The sequence below is a fragment of the Faecalibacterium sp. An122 genome (assembly GCF_002160895.1).
Classification (GTDB): Bacteria; Bacillota; Clostridia; order Oscillospirales; family Ruminococcaceae; genus Faecalibacterium.
The window spans coordinates 78,953-97,414 of sequence record NZ_NFLL01000006.1; the positions used below are offsets into that span (position 1 = coordinate 78,953).

Below are 18,462 nucleotides of genomic sequence, written 5' to 3' on the forward strand. Positions count from 1 at the left end.
ACCACCTTTCGGTTATGCTGGGGCTGCCGGATCAGAACAGGCCAGACAGGAGCGGGATAAGGGTCGTGCCGATGAGTACCACACCACCACCGGCCATCAACTGCTTGATTCCTTGGCTCTTGGCACCGGGATTGTCATTGCCGTACCCCTCCATGAGGTTGACCACGCCCCACACGGCAAGGCCAGCGCCAAGGGCGACAACGAGGGTCTGCAAAACGGTAACTGCCTGATTGATAAATTCCATAAATGACCTCCTTGTGTTGGAAATTGGTTAAAAATGAAGGGAGAGCGCGGCATTTCGCGCCCTCCCATGTGGATACGCGAACCGGTTATCAGAACAAACCGGAGAGCAAGGGGATGAGGGTTGTGGCGATGAGTACCACGCCGCCACCGGCCATCAACTGCTTGATGCCCTGGCTCTTGGCGCCGGGATTGTCATTGCCGTAGCCCTCCATGAGGTTGACCACACCCCACACAGCCAGACCGGCACCGAGGGCAACAACGAGCGTCTGAAGGACCGTAACCGCCTGATTGATAAATTCCATAGAGTGACCTCCTTGATTTTTGAGTGTGAATGATTAAAAATGGGCAAAAAAATAGAAGCCCCGTCATTGTTCTGCTTTGGGCATTGCCCATGCGCAGTGCATGACGGGGCTTCAATCGGCTTCAACCTCTCCCATGTCATAGAGGTCGAAGGTTTGGGTGGGCTTGACTACCAGCTTGTGAGAACGGTATTTCTCGATGTCAAAAGCGTTGCGCTTATCGTAGTCGGACAGCATTTTGTATTTTGGATGCTTCGTAATGTCGTACTTGTCACTGAGAAAAGGTCTCACGCCTCTAAGCTGCAAAATACATTTGCCGCCGTCCATGACAGCGATTTCGTCCTCCGACATGAGCTGCTTGCCGGTCTTCTGGTAGTTCAGGCCGTATGAGTTGTTGGTTGAACGGGTTTCTGATGTGTTATATAGGTCGATTGTCTCCTTGCCGAGGATTTCACTGAGTTCCTTCAAAGTGGATTTTTCCTTGCCGCCGAGGAAGAGGGTACAGTCGCAGTTGCCGACAATCGTGTCCGCTGCGTCCTTGTAGATGGTCTTGAGCTGGCTCTGGGACTGCAAGATGATGGATGCTGAGATTTCCCGGCTTCGGATCGTTGCAATCAGCTTGTCGAATTTCGGGATTTGACCGATGTTCGCAAACTCGTCGAGCAGGCAGCGGACATGGACGGGGAGCCGCCCATTGTAGACATCATCCGCCTTGTCGCAGAGCAAGTTAAAAAGCTGGGAGTACATGATCGCCACGACAAAGTTGAAGGTATCGTCGGTATCAGAGATAATGACGAACAGCGCCGTTTTGCGGTCGCCGATGCAATCCAGCTCCATCTCGTCGTAACTCATCAGCTCCCGCAGCTCCGCGATGTCAAATGGGGCAAGCCTCGCACCGCAGCTAATCAGGATCGACTTGGCAGTTTTGCCAGCGGCTAACTTATATTTGCGGTATTGCTTCACCGCGAAGTGGTCTGGCTCGCGCTCTTCCAGCTCATCGAACATGAGGTCAACGGGATTTTTGAAGGTTTCGTCATCCTCTCTGGCCTCCGAAGCGTTGATCAATTCGAGCAAGGTAGTGAAGTTTTTCTCGTGTTCTGGCGCTTCGTACCAGATATAGCCGATGAGGGCGGTATAGTAGAGCTTTTCTGCCTTGACCCAGAAATCCTCCCCGGACTTATCGCCATCTCCCTTCGTGTTGACGATGATCGTATTGACCAGTTTGAGGATGTCCTTCTCGCTGCGGATGTAGGCGAACGGGTTGTAGTGCATGGACTTACGAAAGTTGATCGTGTTCAGCGACTTAATGACATACCCGTTTTTCTCAAGCATCTTCCCACATTCGACCAATACTGTGCCCTTGGGATCAGTGACCACATAGGAACTGTGCATCTGCATGAGGTTTGGCTTCACAAAGAAGCGGGTCTTGCCGGAGCCGGAACCGCCGATGACAAGGATATTCTTATTCCTCGCGTACTTCGGCTGCTTCGGACGGCTGTTCATGGTCAGCCCTTCGGTCTGGGTGAGAATGACATTGTTGGAAAAGTCATCATCCATGTAAGGCCGGATGTCTTCCGGTCGTCCCCAACGCGCTGACCCGTATTCCTCCCCTTGGCGGAATTTCTTGCGGTTTTTGCCTTTGATGTAGACGGCCAGCTTGAGCAACGCGCCTCCGGCCACACCAATGAGAAGGTCTACTGGATGAAAGCTGGGGAGCGGATTGGCGAACGCTGCGCCGAAATTGGCAAAGCCGCCGGTGAGCTTGTCGATGAACTCTGTGCCGGGAGCCAGCCGGAAGACTGCCGCCAGCTTATCCACAAAGTAGAAGGCGAACACATACGGGAGATTGAGAAGGACGAGCTTTTTGATGTCGAGTTTCTTTTTCATAGCTCAACGCCCCGATCCTTCGTCTTAACCTTGACCTTCTCCTTGTGCTGGGCTTTAGACTGCTCCCTGCTGCGGGAGAGCTTCTGCTTGAGGGATTGCTTTTCTTTCTGCTTGACCGTCTTGGCGGAAAACTCCTTGAACGCCTGAGTCATCACATCCACATCCCGGCCTTTGAAGAAGACGAGATAGCGCGGCGGCTGCTCAGAGGTGTCTTTCTTGAGCGCGTAGTCGATCCCGTACTTGTTCGCTGTACGCTCGAAAGACTTGATGTTTCCTTCGGTCACTTCGATGTTGCTGATTGCGGCGTTCTGCTCGACAAGGTGCTTGATGGACTGCTTGCCCCGGTAGGTCTTGGGCTGCGAGGCTTGCTTTTCGGCCTTTTCAATTTCCTCGATGAATTTGGCGAGCGCCTTTTTCAGCACCTCCGCAGTAATTTTTCCGCCCTTAATGGCAATCGCAACGACTTTGGTATTTACTTCATCCTGCATGGGGACCTCCTTTCTGAGATTTGCGGGGCAATCCTGTCACTAAGGCGGGACACCGTGTAAAATGTGGATCATGTTTTCATCTCACCCCCTTTAAGTTGATTGAGAATGCTTACGCATCAGCCTTTTCCGTGAAAATCGTAGTTCACGCGGGCTGAATAGTAGTTATCTATGGTTAGTGAAGCGTTATACAACGCCGTAAGCAGATATGCCCGGATGTTCCGAATGTCGGAAGGGCAATCGTTCATCGCTTGGAGCACATAGTCGATGTGGCCGCTGTCCAGCTTGAGGAAGCGTGACTTAACCACCGGCTGCGGCATATCTTCTCCGTTGATACGGATGGTGGGGCTTGTGGAGCAAACAGCATCCAGCATGATCTCGACAATTTCGTTTACACGGTCAAGGTCATAGTGCCTGTCCAGAGAGCGGATGTCGATCTCAAGGTTATCCCGGATCAATTCCCTGTATTGCTCCCGTTCATCCATCCTGTCTATCCCATCAAGATTGATAGATTGATAGTTTCTCAGAGAGTTATTTCTTTCGTTGGTAATTACTTGATTAGTATTTAATTGTGCGGGATTTTCCGTACACGGTTTTCCCGTGAACGGATTATCCGTGTCCGGCTTTTCCGTATGCGGCTTTTCCGTGTCCGGCAAACCCGTCTGCGGCTTCTCGTATATCTCGAAAACCATGCTGCTCATCCGGCCTTTTTCATCCCGTGACTGATGACGGACGAGATACCCTGCGTCCTCAAGCTCCCTGAGAGCTGCCAGAACAGCATCGGGGCCTTCCTTGCAGATCGCCGAAAGACCTTTCGTTGAGAACTGCCAGCCATCGTTGAAGGACAGCATTTTGGAGAGTAGCCCCACGGCTTTGAGGGACAGGGTTTTATCCCTGAGATGGTAATTTGCCATGACCGTGTAGCCACGGTTTTTGTTGACGCGATAGACTGCCATGCGGTTATCCCTCCCTTGCCATCACCGGCTGACAGCGCAGCGTTGACAGCTTCACCGGGGAATAGGGACATTCCTCGAAGACACAGGTTTGATATTTCCAGTAGGGACGATGGAAGCAGCACGACCGGCACTCCGGGCAGATTCCTTCGCATCCGCTGTCATAGTGGTTGTGGCCGGGTACCTCCTTCATGAGGGCTTCAAAGGCTTGCAGCTTACCGGCTGTCATGTAGCTCATTTTGTTTTCTCTCCTTTCCTCGCCGCACCGCCGTCATCTGCAAGAGGCAGATTGTTCCAGCTTTCGGGCAACAAAAAAAAGAGGGTTTGCTTCATGCTCCGAATTGGAGAATGAAACAAACCCTCTTAGCTTTTCAGATATTTAGATGATTTCTCGGATGGTATGGATGATGCCGAGCAGCAGCCCGACAACCAGGGCGAGTCCTCCGATAAGACCGCCGATGATGATGTTGAGTGCGAAGATTCCTACTGTGCCGGATATGCCGTAACCGAAGGGGACGAGCCAGAGACACATCCTGCGGATGCCGAATGGGAAGCCGACACAGAGCCACATCAGGAAGTAGTCACATACGCCGTCCGCCATATAGACCGGCTTGAAGAATGCGGCAAGACAAAGGGCAATCAGCAGAGGAAGCAGCACTTCCTTGAGAAAAGTCTTCACATCCTCACCCTCAATCCCTGCAAATCGTCCGTGCGGATGCCGACGAGATACCAGTCCGCAGCCATCTCGATCCGGGTGGGTTTCCACTTGCCCCCGATCATGACATCGAAGCATTCCCCGCAGTGCAGACCGCCGTAGTAGCAGTCAAGGTCAAAGCGAATGTCGTACCGATCCGTTGCGTGGTCATAAACCAAAGTTCCCTGTTTCATGATGGACTCCTTTCGTTGTGGGTAGCGCAACGGGAAGGGCTTACGCAGTGTACCTCCATAGCCACCGCCAGCCGGTTTTGATCCGGTGCGCCGATTGTAGTGCGATTGTTCCTCTTTCAGGTCAAAAAAGAAGGGACTAAGCCAGAATCCCTTGATTTTCAAGGTCTTTCTGATTTAGTCCCATTATCGCACAACAATCCTTAACGATGATGGTGCCGATCTTCCCGGCCTCCACCTCGGCGATCAGAGACTGAAAGCCGGGCCGATTGAAATTCACACCGGAATACCCATCGTCCGTGAAGTGAATGATGTTTACCAGACCGTTTCTGCGGGCATAATCTTCAAGGTACTTCTTTTGAAAAGCGATTTGTCAAGGGTATTTTCACCATAAAACACGCATGACATATAATTTTTTCAAATTAGGCATATACTAATTCTTTCCTACATCCTGATAGAGCATACTGAAAGAAGTTCGGCATCCTCGCCCACAAGTGCTTCGGATGCCGCTTCATATCTTTAGAGCAGCATATGAACTACGCTGTTCCATAAACTTTATTCATTGATATTTGTCTGTACATCTTGATATAGGCTGTTGGCAGACAATTCTCCTCCAATGGCAAACGCTTTCCCGGCTTCTGTGTCACCTTGCAAATGGTACATCCGCTTCTCGCCGAATTCCTCCAACTGCCTTTGTGCGAATAGCTTTTCGTAGCTTTGCACATACCACAGTACCCTCTGCATACTCTCAAGCACAAGCTGCTCCACGACTTTTTCCCGAATATAATGGGCAGAGCATACCTCAGAGTTTTTACGGTAAGCAGAACAGAAGAAGTAGGCTTGTTCCCGCTTGTAATTGTTGGTTACGCTGTAATACAGCTTTTCTCCGCAGTCGGCGCAATAGAGCAATCCCGAAAACATACTGACGATCCCGCTTTTAGCAGGTCTGCGGCGGTGTCGGCGCAGTTCCTGCACCAGCGCAAATACCTCCCGGTCAATGATGGCGGGGTGAGTATTCAGGAATATCTTCCATTCGTCTTTCGGTTTATCGAGCTTTTTCTTCATTTTGAAAGACTTGCGATAAGTTCGAAAGTTGACGGTATCACCGCAGTATTCCTGTTTATCAAGAATGCCCGATACAGTGTCTGCAACCCAGCCATATCCCATCCAGCCGGTCATTCCGTTGTAACCGGCTTTCGGGCAACAAAAAAAGCCGGCACACAAATGCGTACCGACTTCCCGCAAAAGGATAGACCTATCCCCTGCGGTGGTGGCTTCACATTCATGTAACCGGCTTTGTCATGCAAAGTCGAAACTGTCCTTTACGCTTTTTCCGACTGCCGACAGTCCAAAGCAGTTTCAGAAGCGGTGATGTTTTCGCTTAGCACACCACAGGCGTTGTCCGGCTTAATGCCGTCTATCAATCCATAGTGAAGATAAATATTCAGTTGTAGTCCTCAAACGATAACATTTGTATTATATCAGAAATCCCGCCGAAAATCAAGTTATTTCCGTGACCTATGAATAACTTTGCATAAAAATGGAAATGCTATTAAATTTATCACTAAAGTGATGTCTTACGACGATGCTTTAGTTTCGTATCCTATGCATAGCTGCGTCTTGTTTATCCTTTGCCGACTCCAGATCTTCAAAATCCCCCAAGTCGGTCAGTTGAATTTCTGAAGCGTCAACCTTGGCGTCCGGGTTTTCCTGCTGGCCTCGTATGGTGGCGGGGATTTCTCCGTCCAGCTGTCCACGGATACTCTGCGCCCGGTGCAGGCAGACCCGTTCCAGCGTATCTACTGCCAGCTGATGGTCATCAAAGGAGCAAAACGCAGTCGGATCCTTTTGGACATAGGGCGCGATCAACTTTTCCACCTTCCGTAGGATAGCTTCAAACCGCCCGCTTTCAAAATATTCCGAAAGGAGTTCGTCGAAATAGGAGTGATAGCGGGCGAAGTATTCGTCGTGCTTCATCAGGTTGTGGTAAAGCGGCCGGTTCAGCATAACCTCACCTTCCGCCGGAGTATTGATGGGGTAGTTGATGAGGATGTTGGGATCTTTGATAGGATCGGTCATGCCAAGGGCATAGGTGCCGAAAGCCAGATTGTAATCCCAGGGCAGAATGCTGAGAACCCCGTCTTCCTCATACAAAAAGTAATTGTGACCGGTATGGCCCAGATAACTATCCCAATTCATCACAAAGGCCTGCACAGTGAAATACCGCAGCACCTCGTCCACGTTGATTGCGGTTTCCAGATTTTCTCCTGTGGAAAGGGTTTTCAGTGCCTCAATCACCCGTTCCTGATCGGCTTGGGACGTTTCAAATTTGGCATTTTCAAAGATACCGGGATAACTGTCCGGATAATCATCGATATATTGCAGCGCTACGTCGGCGTTTTCCGCATTCAGGGAACGGTAATCCGGCTTGTACAGCTTTCCGTAATCATTCCCGAAATTCCTGCGGGCAAAGGCTTCCTCCGGCGCCTCAATTGCCAGAAACAAACCCCAGTCCTCTCCATTGACCGTCACCCAGGTATAGCTGCAAAGAGGCGCAGGCACCCCCATAAATGCCATCATGTCGTAGACCATGTAGGTTTTCAGATAGCTGTTGTCCTGAAAGGAGGCGTCCAGAGAAAATTTGTCCAGCCCATAGTAATTCCCTCCGTCCAGGAGCTGGTCAAATTCCAGCTTGAGGCTATAGCGGGAAAGCCCGTATTCCTCCGTCAGCCGCAGAGAGTTGTTGCCCTTGGTCCGCAGCCCAATATTGTGAAACGCCTCTCCGTCGATTTCGACGGTGCAGGCCACATATTCTTCCTTTTCCGCGTTCCCGATAAAAGCACCCCAGTCCTCGATTTGAATATCAATGGTGTGCACCCGGCTGTTGTCAAAAAGCCGGGGCACATATCCCGGGTTGGCGCTGGCTTTGGGAATCCCCAACTGTTCGCCGAACATCAGCAGCAGAGTGAGAATCGCCGCTAAAACTGCCGCACCGATGCAAATCCAGTCGATATACTTATGCTTCACCATCGCCTTATCCCATATAATCGCCGTTGTAAGAGACCAGCACCACCCGGGATACGCCCGGCATAGCCTCTAACTCGTTGACAAAGGTATTGCTGTCCTCCTTGAGGCGGACTTCGTAGTTGAGCTCAATACTGCCATTGTCCACACTTTTGCTTTTAAGATTCAGCCGCCTGACCTGGGACTTCACAAAAAGCCGAGCCTGTTCCTCGATCTCGCTGTTTTCACAGTGTACCACCAGGATATAGGGGGAATCCACCGTTTTCTTTTTGGAGAATGCAAAGAGCACAACCCCAATAAAGATACTGCCGAATACCGCCAACGGAATCAGCCCGGCCGCCAGGACAATGCCCACCGCAATAGCCCAGAACAGGAACGCGATATCCATGGGTTCCTTAATAGCAGTACGGAACCGGACGATGGACAGAGCGCCCACCATGCCCAGGGACAGCACGATGTTGCTCACCACCGTCATGATCAGCAGGGTAGTGATGAGGGATAAAGCAACCAGCGTCACACCGAAGCTGGCCGAATACATCACGCCGCTGTAACTCTTCTTATAGATGAAAAAGATAAATAATCCCAGCAGGAAAGCCAGAACCAAAGCGATCACCATGTCCAATATGGAAATGCTGGCGATATTCTCCAGAAAGCTGGATTTAAAAATATCCTGAAAGGTCATTGCAGCCTTTCCTCCTCTATTTTTTCAATCAAACCGCCGGCATAGGACGTATTTGGAACAGGCAGATGCCTGCCTTCCGGGCACCTGTACTGCCATACGGACAAGCTCTGGCAAAAACGCATCATATTTGATTTCCAGAACTGTGCCGGACTCTATAGTGCGCAGATAAAAGATCTCCGGATTCAAAAAATCCACGCTGCCAAGACCAGTGCGGATATCCCGATCCAGGGTGATCCGCACGTTGCCGGGTGCATAGAGAAAGGCCTCCCGGTCGTAACAGACGATGGTCTTCGGCCGCAGCCCTTTCCCTTTTAACTTGCTGTAAAGCTCTATGAAAAGCGGTTCACTCGAATCCAGCAGGAATTCATAGTTGCCGGAAAGCAGCTTTTCTGCCTGTTCCTGTGTTATCCGGGCGCTGCGTTTACCGCACAGTCCGTTTACCTTGTACTTCTTTTCCAGCCGGATAAAGGAAAAATCTGTCCCATAGTACCGCAGGCGGAATTTTTCCCGCCGGTTTACCCCGTCGATTTTCTCCCGCAGGGCACTGTCATACGGTGTGTCAAAGTATAAGCTGGTTACCCGGTATATACCGTCTGGGCCGGCGTTTTTGTCGTGGGTAAACAGCTTCCGAAGCCTTTGGGAAAGCACCAGATCTTCCCGCAGGTTGATCTGGTGCTTCAACTCATGCCGAAGGGAAATGGCTTTTAGCGGCTCAATCGTCATAGCCGGAATCCCCGTCATCATCGCTATCACTATAATCGCTGCCACCATCATCGTAATTGGTGTCACCGTAGTTCGTATCATTGTAATCGGTGACACCGTCACTGTTGGGACCATAGTCCGTATCGTTGTAGTCGGTCACACCATCGTTGTTGGGGCCGTAGTCCGTGTCGTTATAGTCGGTGACACCGTCATTGTTGGGACCGTAGTCCGTATCGTTGTAGTCGGTGACACCGTCATTGTTGGGACCGTAGTCCGTATCGTTGTAGTCGGTGACACCGTCGTTGTTGGGACCGTAGTCTGTATCGTTGTAGTCGGTGACACCGTCATTGTTGGGACCGTAGTCCGTATCGTTGTAGTCGGTCACACCGTCGTTGTTGGGACCGTAGTCTGTGTCATCGTAGTTGCCGGAACCACTGCTGGTATTCTGGTTTCCACTCTGCGTGCCGATGGTCTTGTGCTCAGCTCTTACAACCTTTCCCGTCACGGCATGAATGTCATATTCATATTCATTCCCATTCGCAGTGAATTCCAGTTCAAAAATCGGGGTTCCGTCATCGTGGTCGAACTCCCGGTCATCGAATACCGCGTTCGCAGCGTTGACATTCGCCTGGGTAAGTGCGATTTCCTGCGCTTTCTCCAGAGTGATATAGGGAGAAGGCTCACCGTCTTTGGCATAAGCCGGGTCATAATCGTCGTCGTCAATGGTCACGATGCCTGAAGCAAGATCCAGACCCTTCACCGTCTCTTGAGTTCTTAAGCTCATATCCTCCAGAAAGTCGTCGCTGGGAAGCACCGAACCCGGTTCCAGCTGCAGGACGATATTCTTTTTGTTGCCGTCGATGTCATCCACAAAGAAACCGGCCTCGTTGATTTCTACAATCAGATCCTGTAATACAACCTCACAGTTTTTGCCTATATAATCCGGATAGGCCGCCACAATGGTCTTGCCGTCATCATTCCTGCCGGTCAGGTCTGTGACTTTTCCTTCCCGGTTATATTCGATTTGTATTTCCGGGTTGACACTCAGAGTAAGGGTTCCTGTCTCTTTCAGCGCTGTTCCTTCCTGCGCCGGTGCTCCGCATCCGGTCAGAAGGACTGCCGACGCGACAGCCAGGGAAGAGACCGCTGCAAAAAGTTTTCTTCTCAATTTCATGTTATTGCTCCTTTCGGCTTATGTTTGAATCGGCTTTTGTTTTGCCTCACACTCATAGATTACGGAAATAGATTTTGAAAACCGGGGTAAGCTGGAAATTTTTTTGAAATTTAATCGTCATCTGCATCATCGCCATCGTTATCATCACCGTCATAGCCGCTATCGCCGTCGTTATCGGAATCGTCGTCGCTGTCGTTACTCGGGTCATAATCGGTATTCCCGTCCGTATAATCGGTGACTCCGTCGCTGCCGGAACCATAGTCTGTATCTACAGGCGGCGTACTGCTGGCCGGAGGCGTATAATCGGTCACACCATCGTTATTGGGTCCGTAATCTGTATCGTTATAATCGGTAGTACTGGATGATGTCGGGGGGATAACCGCAGGCTGGGATGATTCAGGCGGAGATGGCGATACGGACTCCGGCTGGGAAGTATCCGTCTGGGAGGAATTTGGAGAGGAACTGCTCTCCGGTTCTTCCTGACTTTGTCCGTTTTTATAATCGACAATTTCGATCGTGATGGTAATCCGCCCGTCTAAATGCTCCGTCACCTTGGTGCGCAGTTCTGTTCCATATTCCTGGAACAGTGTTTCATCCGGTGAATCAACGGAGAATGAGACTCGGCCGCCATCAGAAAGAAAGCCCATTTCAATCGCACGGTCAAGCAGCTCATCTACAACGGTCACCTTGTCTTTTCCCTTACCATCATAGCCTTCCAGCAGCGTTTCTCCATCTTCATTTGTCCCCGTGAGTTCCACGACCGTCCCCTGTCGATTCAGGTCCATTCGCACTTCCGGATTGATGGTCAGGTAAATGGAAGAGTAAGGCCGCATATAATTTTGATAATAACTGAACCCAAAAAGTAGCAGGAAACAGGCGGCAATTGCCGCAATGCCGCTACTGATCCATCGAATGGTATGCCGCTGCTTTTCTGGCGTATCTTTCATCAACACCGGATCGTACACCGTCTGCCCTATTTCGTATCGAAGATTGGCCGCTTTTAAAAAACGCCCCTCTTCGTCCAGAAGAACCGCATAGCCGGGGTGGCATTCCATAACCAGATAACTCATCGCGCTGCCACTCCTTTCATTACTTGTTTCAAATGCCCGCGGATGATTTCATACCCGTTGGTATAGATCAGCAGCAGGGCCACCATATATTTGCGGTGCCGTTCCAGCGTCTTACGTTCCACGCCGCTGCCGGCGGTCAGCTGCCCGATGGGCAGCTTCTTTGTCTGTAAGAGGACGTCCAACAGTTCTGGATTCTCCTTGGCGTACTGCAATGCTTTACGGCAGGCATCCAGCGTGCGCTGCTGCTTGGGGCAGTTGTCCGCCACATCGCTGAGGCTGACACCGAATTCCTGCATCTGCCGGGTCAATTCCTCAATTTCTGCGCGGGTCGCATCCCGTACCGACGTTTCTTCATATGGGTCCCTTTCATCTGCCAGCGTATCCCCCAGCGTTATATCGTCTTCTCCTGCCGGTGCGTCCAACGAAATGACACGGCTATGCCGCTGTTCCCTGCGGCTGTAGTCAATCAGCCGATTGCGGATCAGCATGGCGGCGTACTTGAGGAAAGCACCGCGGGTTCGGGAATATCCGCCGATCGCCTCGTGAAAAGCAATCATGGCAATACTCAGTTCATCGTCATGTCCTTCAATGGGAGGACGCTTTAAAAACTTTGCTGTTTCCATCTTGATAAAGGGCATGTATGTACCAATCAGCCGATCTGCCGCTTGTATGTCCTCTTTTGCCGCATATACATGCTGAACGATTTTATGTTCTTCATTCATGCAGCAGAATCCCTCCTATATATAGTATACGAACTCCTGTTTTCAAAACCGGGGTCACCGTGACATGGCTTATCAAATCAAATGGGTATAAAACTACATTTTAATTATATCTCTCTTGCTGTTAAGCTGCGACCATAGAAAAGTTAAATTCTTGTAAAACTACGGTAAAGCAAAAAGGGAAAGCATTTCATGAAACTGAAATTGTACAAAGTATATGCAATAAACCTTTTGATGCCATATAGGCTTTTATTTGCTTGATCCGCAAGCGTAGAAAATTAGGAGCTGAAAAATCCTAATTTTAAGCCGTTTTTAAGGCATAAAAATCGAGGGGCAAGGATTTTGTACCTTGCCCCTCGATTTTGCGTTTGAAAGTGTTACAGGCTTAATTTTACGACTTTCCTATCGGCTTTGGTTTGTGCGAAAATTACTTCTGTGTTCACGATTTCCGTAGCCGCTTCACGCAGCGCATTCATTATTCCGACCCACTCCATCGGATGTTCAGCTTTCAGTTTTTCAGTTATACCCTCACGCTCCTCCATCTGCTCTGCCAACCGAAGAAACAGTTCTTCTGCCTGTTTATCAATATCCGCAAGATAGCTGTTCAGCCTGCTGCTTGTCAGCAGGTTGGTACAAAGTATCCTGCGGTGCTGTTTCATCCAAAATATTTTACACAGATTTGTCCTTAAACAGATAGACGTTTTATGCCGCGTGTTGTATCCTTAAAAGGTATATGTATTTGCGATAAGCAGAAATGCGGCATGTACTTTTCTGCGCTTTTACCCCAACCGTTTTGAAAACGGCGCTGGAAGGAAGACACCGCTCTGTTTGAAAGAGGAAGCTGATCTATGAAAGTGATCATCCACGACCTTGGCGAAGAGATTACCTGTTTGCTGAAAAAAACGAATGAGGATTTGGTTGTCATTCATGCGGACAATCAGTATGCTCACTGCCGCGGCTGCTTCAAGTGCTGGCTGAAAAACGCCGGCTATTGCGTCATGAGGGATTCTCTACGGCACATTGGAGCACTTATTGGAAAGGGTGATTCGCTCATCATTGTCAGCCGGTGCTGTTACGGAGGATACAGCAGCCCTGTCAAGGCCGTTTTGGATCGCTCAATCGGAGCTTCTCTTCCATTTTTCACCTGGCGCGGCGGCCAGACCCACCACATAAGCCGCTATCCGCGCCGGAAACAAATGCGTGTTTTCTTTTATGGGGAATGTACGGAGTTTGAGCAGGAGACAGCCACGGAACTTGTCGAACGAAACCGTCTGAATCTGGACTATGAGAAAGCAGATGTGGTTTTCTTCCAAAATATTGAACAGTTAAAGGAGGCCAGCCTGTGAACCTTCTGATCGTGCAAGCAAGCCCAAAGAAGAAGGGCGGAGCCTCCCGTTTCTTCTCGAGATTGCTCCGGTTGTTCCTGCCGGGCGTCCGGAAGGAAACGGTATCCCTCAGTGCCCGGCAGGATTTTCAGCCGATTCTGGAGCTCCTTCCAAGCACGGAGGCAGTGTGCCTTTCTGTACCCCTTTATGTGGATGGCCTTCCCTCCCATGTAGTGGAATTTCTGGGCAGGGCGGAAGCATATTGCCAAAGCCATCCCTGCCGGTTCCGGCTGTATGCCCTATGCAACAACGGCTTTGTGGAAGGGAAACAAAATCTGCCCGCCCTGCGCATGCTTCAGGCATGGTGCGAGAAGACTGGGATGCCATGGGGCGGCGGAATTGGGATCGGCGGCGGGGTCATGCTCCAGGTGCTGGGGATCGTTTACCCCATCCTGATTGGCATCATTCTGCTTCAGATGGCGTTATCCTTTTTCAGCACCGGAACATTACCAGGCGAGCTGTGGTGCTCCCTTGCCATCCAGATATGCACATGGCTTTTTCTCAACAGCGGCCTACTATTCTGCTTGGCGCGGCTTTCGTCGGCCATTCGCAGAGAGCGGGTGTTGCCCAACCGCTTTACGCGGGTCATGATTCCCGCTTTTCTGTTTGTCCCTGTCGCAGACGTATTTATGACATTGTCCTCTCTTTTTCATGGCCGCTTCCTCGTCACACTCTTGAAACGGGACAAATGGCATAGTGAATAGGAGGGTAGATATGGAACACATCATTATTTATGGCAGCCAGTACGGCAGTTCCCGCCGGTATGCAGAAAAGCTGTCTGAACAAACCGGCATCCCCGCGGTCAGCTACAAAGACGCCCCAGACCTTTCAGGCAGAAGCGTGGTCGTCTATCTGGGCAGCCTTTACGCCGGCGGTGTCCTTGGCCTTTCGAAAACCCTGCGGGGCTTTTCCCTTCAAGACGGGCAAAAGCTGATCCTCGTTACCGTAGGGCTGGCCGACCCCTGCGAACAGGAAAACCTGGACAATATCCGCGCCTCTTTGCGAAAGCAGCTTTCCGAGAAGCTGGTTGACCGGGCAAAGGTTTTCCATCTACGCGGCAGGATTGATTATCAAAAGCTTTCCCTCGGCCACCGGACGGTGATGAAGCTGCTGTACCAATCCCTGCGCAGGATCCCTATGGAAAAGCAGACGGCGGAAAACCGGGAACTCCTGGAGACCTACGGGAAACGGGTTGATTTTACAGATTTTCGCGCGTTGGGGCCGATTATTTCAGAAATACAGGGAAAAACGATATGAACAGCGCTGTTAAAAATATCCTCAAAATCTTTGCGGTTGGTCTTGCTGCCACTGTTGTCCGTATCATCGGGCAGCTTTCCATCCCGTCTGGGGAGCAGACTGTTCTGCCGCCCAGTGTTTTCGCGAAAAACGGAACGATGCCGCTGGCCTTCACTGTCTATGGGGTATTTGCTTACTCCCTGATTGCCTCGCTGTTCCTGCTCATCCGGGGCCGGATGAGCGGCAGCCGGATTTTGCAGGGGCTGAAATATGGCCTTTCTTGCTGCGTTGTGTGGATCTTGTATCTTTTGGAGCCCCTGCCCCATGTGGCGGCTATGGATCGGATCACCTATCCGCTGGCGGATAGCCTGGCCCTGGTGGTTATGGGCTTGCTGCTTGGATGGCTGTTGGGGGCAGTCGGGCGTCCTGCCCCCCGGAGGAAAGCACCATTCCCTGTTCTTCCGATGCTGGCCGTAGCTGCCTGCTTCCTTGCCGGACGGATGATACAATACCTCATCTTTGACATTTATTCATCCTTTGCTGAGAAGCCGGTGGAAACGGTGCTATGGTGCCTGCTCACGGGTATTGCAATTTCCTGTGTGACGGCATGGCTGAGGCCCCGCATCAGCCACGGAAGCCGGTTAAAGCGGGCCATGGTTTTGGGCTGCCTTTTGTTCGGCATGGATTTGATCCTTTTCAACTTCTTTATGCCCTTGGTGTTTGCCGCCAACATTCCCGATCTGATCCTCCGTACCTTCATCGATATTCTGGCGGTGACTTTGGGATGCCTGGCGTTTTCAGACAGGACCGATGCCGGCGAGCTATAAGGAGTGAGTTGGATGCAAGAAGAGCGAAACGTTGGATTTGGAAAATGGCTCCTTAAAATTACAGAGTTCTATGCGGTGTTTATTATCATCGGCATGCCGCTCTCCCTCGTGCCGGCCGGCTGGCTTGGGTTATCGGAAGAAATGTTTTTCAACCTTCGGATGTTTTTTATGTTGTTGGGGCCGGTCTATCTCACCCTAATCGTCAAAATCATGTTGACCCTTCTTGCGGCCGTAAAAGGCCGGACAAAAGACGTCGCCAGGGAGACCCGCGGTGTCCTGTTCATCGTCACGGCCCTGCTGCTGTTTGCCAACCTCTCCAGTGCCGGGACAATCTCAGATCTCACGGCCGGGCATATCCAGGGCAAGGGCCTGCGAGTCCTGGAGAAAAGCAGGCGCTATTCCCTGAAAGGCAAGCGGTTTTTAAATGTCTTTCTGCCGGTGTGCTTCTATCTGCTGATGTTGGAGCTGCTGACGCTCCTTATCTGTATCGTCATCTTTGCCCCGCTGTCACAACCCGCAAGCTACGGGTTTATTTTTTCCATTGCCCTGACCGGGCTGCTTCTGCTCCTAGTCCCTCTGATCCTCTCGCTGATATCAGGCTATCAGGGAGACAGGAAGGCGCACGCGGAAAAGCGGGCAAGGGAAAAGCAGAAGGCCGCCCAGTCGGACACCCTAGTGCTGGAAACCGACCCGACCCGCCGGAAGCGGTATCTCAGGCTGCCGAAAATTCTCGCCCTGCTGGTTTGCCCGGGGACTTTCCTGATATGCCTGGCCATCCTCGCCGCCACGAGGGATTCCCAGGCGCTACCGGCTGTCTGGCTGCTGCGCCAGCCGGTCCTGGTGGTGATGGCGACGGCCATGTTCTCCTTCATCCCCCTGCTGATGTATTGGATGAACTGCTCGGGGACTTCCCTGGTGCAGCGGGTTTATCTTGCGCAAGGCCAGCTACACTATACCGGTTACAGCGGCAGCATGGAGGAGCGCGTGGAATTTGTCTTTACCCTGCTTCAGCTGGAAGGTTGCCATGTTGGGAAAAGATCCATATGCATCCGGGGGCAGTTCAACAAAAAGACAAAGGACGCCTATGGATCTCACCGTAAGGGGTCTTTCACGAAAACATTACACCTTCCCCGCACCTTTCCGCCAGAACAGGAACAGGTCCTGGTGGAGTTTTTGCGTGCTAAAATGGAGCAAACACGTTAGCTGCGTCGCTATCTGCCGTGAATAGCGCAGCGTGACGCAAGGCAGGCTCGTTTTCAAGGGAGGGAGGTGAATTCTATGTACAAAACGGTGGTAATTAAATATTCGCCTAAGGCGAGAGAAATGGCCTCTAAAGTAGAAGAAACAGCCAACGAAATGGAGAAAAAGGGATTTGAGCTGGTTTCTTGTTCAATCATGCCCTCATCCAAAGGTATCCTGATTTTCAAAAAGACCACGGTTGACGAGGTATCTGAGTAGCAGCTTAACAAGAGGCTTTTGCATAATAACCTCAGAAAAAATCACGCACAAGAATTGGCCTTCCAAGGATGCAAAGCCGCTTCTTTGGAGGGCCAATTCTCATTGCGTTTTTTGAGCTGACTGCCGCTGCCGGGCAGTCCGAAAGAAAACCGGCAACAGGCCCGCGACCCGTCCGGCAATCCCTGCCGATACTTTCTGCGGAGATCAGCCCGGGCATCATTTTTTCAGCCGGTCTTTTAATTTCCAATAGCGATAGCCGAAAGACACGGCCGCCCAGGCATAAACCGCCAGAAGAATCAGAAACAGCACCAGCAGGACGGGGGCGTCTGCATCCTGGCTGCGGAACTGTCCGAACAGATTGGGCAGGATCAGCAATACAAGAATAATAAGGATCGGCAGATACCGGCCTGCAAACACCCGCCGCATCATATCCAGTCTGGATTCATCGTCACAGAAGATTTTCTCTTCCCCCTGCATCTGGGAAACCGGCTTGCGGAAATAGCTGTATCCGCCAAAATCCTGCATATATTCCCAGCCACAGTCCTGGAACATCTGGACGTACTCATCTTTGTGTTTCAGCCCTTCTTCGTTATAATCCAGCTGATAAACTACATCCTCAGGCGTACATCGCTCAAAATGATAAATCCCCAGCAGGTTTACCCTCCGAAACTTCCACCCTTCCCGGTGACGTTTTTGAAGATACCGCTCTTCTTTCTCCCAATCCGCGATTGTAAAGATACGCAATTCAGTTTTTCTCGTTTTCATTTCGGCGCACCTCCATCATGTTTTGGTACAGTCTTTCGATCCGTTTCATTTCCAGAGCCAGCACCTCTCGGCCCAGGTCTGTGATGCAATAGATTTTCCGCTTTTCTTCCTCCCGCACAAACTGGATCAACCCATCCTTTTCCATCTTGGACAGACTGCCATACATCGTCCCGGGGCTGATTCGGATTTCGCCGCCGGTAAGCTCTTCCACTTTGCGGACGACACTATAGCCATGGGACTCTTCCCGAAAGCACAGCAAGATGTAAAAACCTGTCTCCGTCATCGGGACATATACTTTCAGAATATGAGCGTCCACTTCCTCTACTCCTTCCCTTATATTCTTGGCAATATATATCGCACTGCTATATATCAATTTTAGTATAGCACTGCGATATACTATTCGTCAAATAAAATCTATGTAAAGGCGAAAAGAGGCGAAAACGTCCTGCGGATTTAAAACGTAATTCTTACCAACCTCAGCTATTTTGCCCATTGTGACAAACCGAATAATGACAAGACGGACAGAGTTTGAAAGCTCTGCCTGCCTTTATCATCGGTAAATCATTACATATCGATAATCTTTATTATACAGTGGCAAATCGATTTCATCTTCCAATCCATTCCATTTGATTTTCACCTTGAACGCTTCAGCGATACCATCACGCTCT

25 protein-coding genes are annotated in these 18,462 nt (G+C 50.7%); 6 read left to right on the top strand and 19 right to left on the bottom strand.

Going from position 1 to position 18,462, the window contains the following annotated elements:
* Positions 1-31 precede the first annotated feature (31 nt).
* The 17 genes from B5E67_RS06210 to B5E67_RS06290 form a co-directional block, all read right to left on the bottom strand.
* Positions 32-244, bottom strand: coding sequence for a Maff2 family protein (locus tag B5E67_RS06210; RefSeq protein ID WP_004611947.1), 213 nt, complete (start codon positions 242-244; stop codon positions 32-34).
* Positions 245-332: 88 nt separating this feature from the next.
* Complete coding sequence (locus tag B5E67_RS06215; protein ID WP_087383978.1) at positions 333-545, bottom strand: Maff2 family protein; 213 nt, start codon at positions 543-545, stop codon at positions 333-335.
* A 111-nt stretch (positions 546-656) separates the two neighbouring features.
* Positions 657-2,429 carry a type IV secretory system conjugative DNA transfer family protein gene (locus B5E67_RS06220; RefSeq protein WP_087383981.1) on the bottom strand — a complete coding sequence of 591 codons (1,773 nt, stop codon included), beginning with the start codon at positions 2,427-2,429 and terminating at the stop codon, positions 657-659.
* A complete protein-coding gene (locus tag B5E67_RS06225; protein WP_087383984.1) occupies positions 2,426-2,917 on the bottom strand; it encodes a PcfB family protein in 492 nt (163 codons plus the stop codon). Before B5E67_RS06225 ends, B5E67_RS06220 begins: the two co-directional genes overlap by 4 nt.
* 116 nt (positions 2,918-3,033) lie before the next feature.
* Complete coding sequence (locus B5E67_RS06230) at positions 3,034-3,870, bottom strand: DUF6017 domain-containing protein (RefSeq protein ID WP_069432516.1); 837 nt, start codon at positions 3,868-3,870, stop codon at positions 3,034-3,036.
* A gap of 4 nt (positions 3,871-3,874) precedes the next feature.
* Positions 3,875-4,105 carry a hypothetical protein gene (locus tag B5E67_RS06235; RefSeq protein ID WP_087383986.1) on the bottom strand — a complete coding sequence of 77 codons (231 nt, stop codon included), beginning with the start codon at positions 4,103-4,105 and terminating at the stop codon, positions 3,875-3,877.
* 141 nt (positions 4,106-4,246) lie between these two features.
* Positions 4,247-4,546 (bottom strand): DUF6050 family protein, encoded by a 300-nt coding sequence (locus B5E67_RS06240; RefSeq protein ID WP_087383988.1) that lies wholly within the window; start codon positions 4,544-4,546, stop codon positions 4,247-4,249.
* Positions 4,543-4,755: a DUF5348 domain-containing protein gene (locus B5E67_RS06245; RefSeq protein WP_050006549.1), complete on the bottom strand. Its 213-nt coding sequence runs from the start codon at positions 4,753-4,755 to the stop codon at positions 4,543-4,545. Before B5E67_RS06245 ends, B5E67_RS06240 begins: the two co-directional genes overlap by 4 nt.
* Positions 4,756-4,891: 136 nt before the next feature.
* Positions 4,892-5,122 (bottom strand): recombinase family protein, encoded by a 231-nt coding sequence (locus tag B5E67_RS06250; RefSeq protein ID WP_087383991.1) that lies wholly within the window; start codon positions 5,120-5,122, stop codon positions 4,892-4,894.
* A gap of 185 nt (positions 5,123-5,307) precedes the next feature.
* A complete protein-coding gene (locus B5E67_RS06255; protein WP_087383994.1) occupies positions 5,308-5,931 on the bottom strand; it encodes a recombinase family protein in 624 nt (207 codons plus the stop codon).
* A 411-nt stretch (positions 5,932-6,342) separates the two neighbouring features.
* The gene (locus tag B5E67_RS06260; RefSeq protein WP_087383997.1) at positions 6,343-7,782 is read right to left on the bottom strand and encodes a CotH kinase family protein; all 1,440 of its coding nucleotides are present in this window, start codon (positions 7,780-7,782) and stop codon (positions 6,343-6,345) included.
* A 4-nt stretch (positions 7,783-7,786) separates the two neighbouring features.
* The gene (locus B5E67_RS06265) at positions 7,787-8,458 is read right to left on the bottom strand and encodes a DUF4956 domain-containing protein (RefSeq protein WP_087384000.1); all 672 of its coding nucleotides are present in this window, start codon (positions 8,456-8,458) and stop codon (positions 7,787-7,789) included.
* Between the two features lie 24 nt (positions 8,459-8,482).
* Positions 8,483-9,202, bottom strand: coding sequence for a polyphosphate polymerase domain-containing protein (locus B5E67_RS06270; protein WP_242956821.1), 720 nt, complete (start codon positions 9,200-9,202; stop codon positions 8,483-8,485).
* Entirely contained in the window at positions 9,171-10,334 is a 1,164-nt protein-coding gene (locus B5E67_RS06275; RefSeq protein WP_087384007.1) for a PepSY domain-containing protein, read from the bottom strand. The genes B5E67_RS06270 and B5E67_RS06275 overlap by 32 nt, the downstream gene beginning before the upstream one ends.
* Positions 10,335-10,444: 110 nt before the next feature.
* Complete coding sequence (locus tag B5E67_RS06280; protein ID WP_087384010.1) at positions 10,445-11,404, bottom strand: hypothetical protein; 960 nt, start codon at positions 11,402-11,404, stop codon at positions 10,445-10,447.
* Positions 11,401-12,126: a sigma-70 family RNA polymerase sigma factor gene (locus tag B5E67_RS06285; protein WP_087384013.1), complete on the bottom strand. Its 726-nt coding sequence runs from the start codon at positions 12,124-12,126 to the stop codon at positions 11,401-11,403. The genes B5E67_RS06280 and B5E67_RS06285 overlap by 4 nt, the downstream gene beginning before the upstream one ends.
* Before the next feature lie 374 nt (positions 12,127-12,500).
* Complete coding sequence (locus B5E67_RS06290) at positions 12,501-12,782, bottom strand: TnpV protein (protein WP_087384017.1); 282 nt, start codon at positions 12,780-12,782, stop codon at positions 12,501-12,503.
* 189 nt (positions 12,783-12,971) lie between these two features.
* Between B5E67_RS06290 and B5E67_RS06295 the strand changes: the two genes are divergently transcribed.
* The 6 genes from B5E67_RS06295 (at position 12,972) to B5E67_RS06320 (ending at position 17,029) form a co-directional block, all read left to right on the top strand.
* Positions 12,972-13,469, top strand: a complete 498-nt coding sequence (locus B5E67_RS06295) for a flavodoxin family protein (protein ID WP_087384020.1) — start codon at positions 12,972-12,974, stop codon at positions 13,467-13,469.
* On the top strand, positions 13,466-14,212 hold the full coding sequence (locus tag B5E67_RS06300; protein ID WP_087384022.1) for a hypothetical protein: 747 nt from the start codon (positions 13,466-13,468) through the stop codon (positions 14,210-14,212). Before B5E67_RS06295 ends, B5E67_RS06300 begins: the two co-directional genes overlap by 4 nt.
* Before the next feature lie 10 nt (positions 14,213-14,222).
* Positions 14,223-14,765: a flavodoxin domain-containing protein gene (locus B5E67_RS06305; protein WP_087384025.1), complete on the top strand. Its 543-nt coding sequence runs from the start codon at positions 14,223-14,225 to the stop codon at positions 14,763-14,765.
* Positions 14,762-15,571 (top strand): hypothetical protein, encoded by an 810-nt coding sequence (locus B5E67_RS06310; protein ID WP_087384028.1) that lies wholly within the window; start codon positions 14,762-14,764, stop codon positions 15,569-15,571. The genes B5E67_RS06305 and B5E67_RS06310 overlap by 4 nt, the downstream gene beginning before the upstream one ends.
* A 12-nt stretch (positions 15,572-15,583) precedes the next feature.
* Positions 15,584-16,774: a hypothetical protein gene (locus tag B5E67_RS06315; RefSeq protein ID WP_087384029.1), complete on the top strand. Its 1,191-nt coding sequence runs from the start codon at positions 15,584-15,586 to the stop codon at positions 16,772-16,774.
* A gap of 75 nt (positions 16,775-16,849) precedes the next feature.
* Positions 16,850-17,029, top strand: a complete 180-nt coding sequence (locus B5E67_RS06320; RefSeq protein WP_087384032.1) for a hypothetical protein — start codon at positions 16,850-16,852, stop codon at positions 17,027-17,029.
* A 216-nt stretch (positions 17,030-17,245) separates the two neighbouring features.
* Here B5E67_RS06320 and B5E67_RS06325 read toward each other — a convergent pair whose 3' ends face one another.
* On the bottom strand, positions 17,246-17,794 hold the full coding sequence (locus tag B5E67_RS06325; protein WP_087384034.1) for a DUF2812 domain-containing protein: 549 nt from the start codon (positions 17,792-17,794) through the stop codon (positions 17,246-17,248).
* Positions 17,775-18,110: a PadR family transcriptional regulator gene (locus tag B5E67_RS06330; protein WP_087384037.1), complete on the bottom strand. Its 336-nt coding sequence runs from the start codon at positions 18,108-18,110 to the stop codon at positions 17,775-17,777. The genes B5E67_RS06325 and B5E67_RS06330 overlap by 20 nt, the downstream gene beginning before the upstream one ends.
* Positions 18,111-18,462 lie beyond the last annotated feature (352 nt).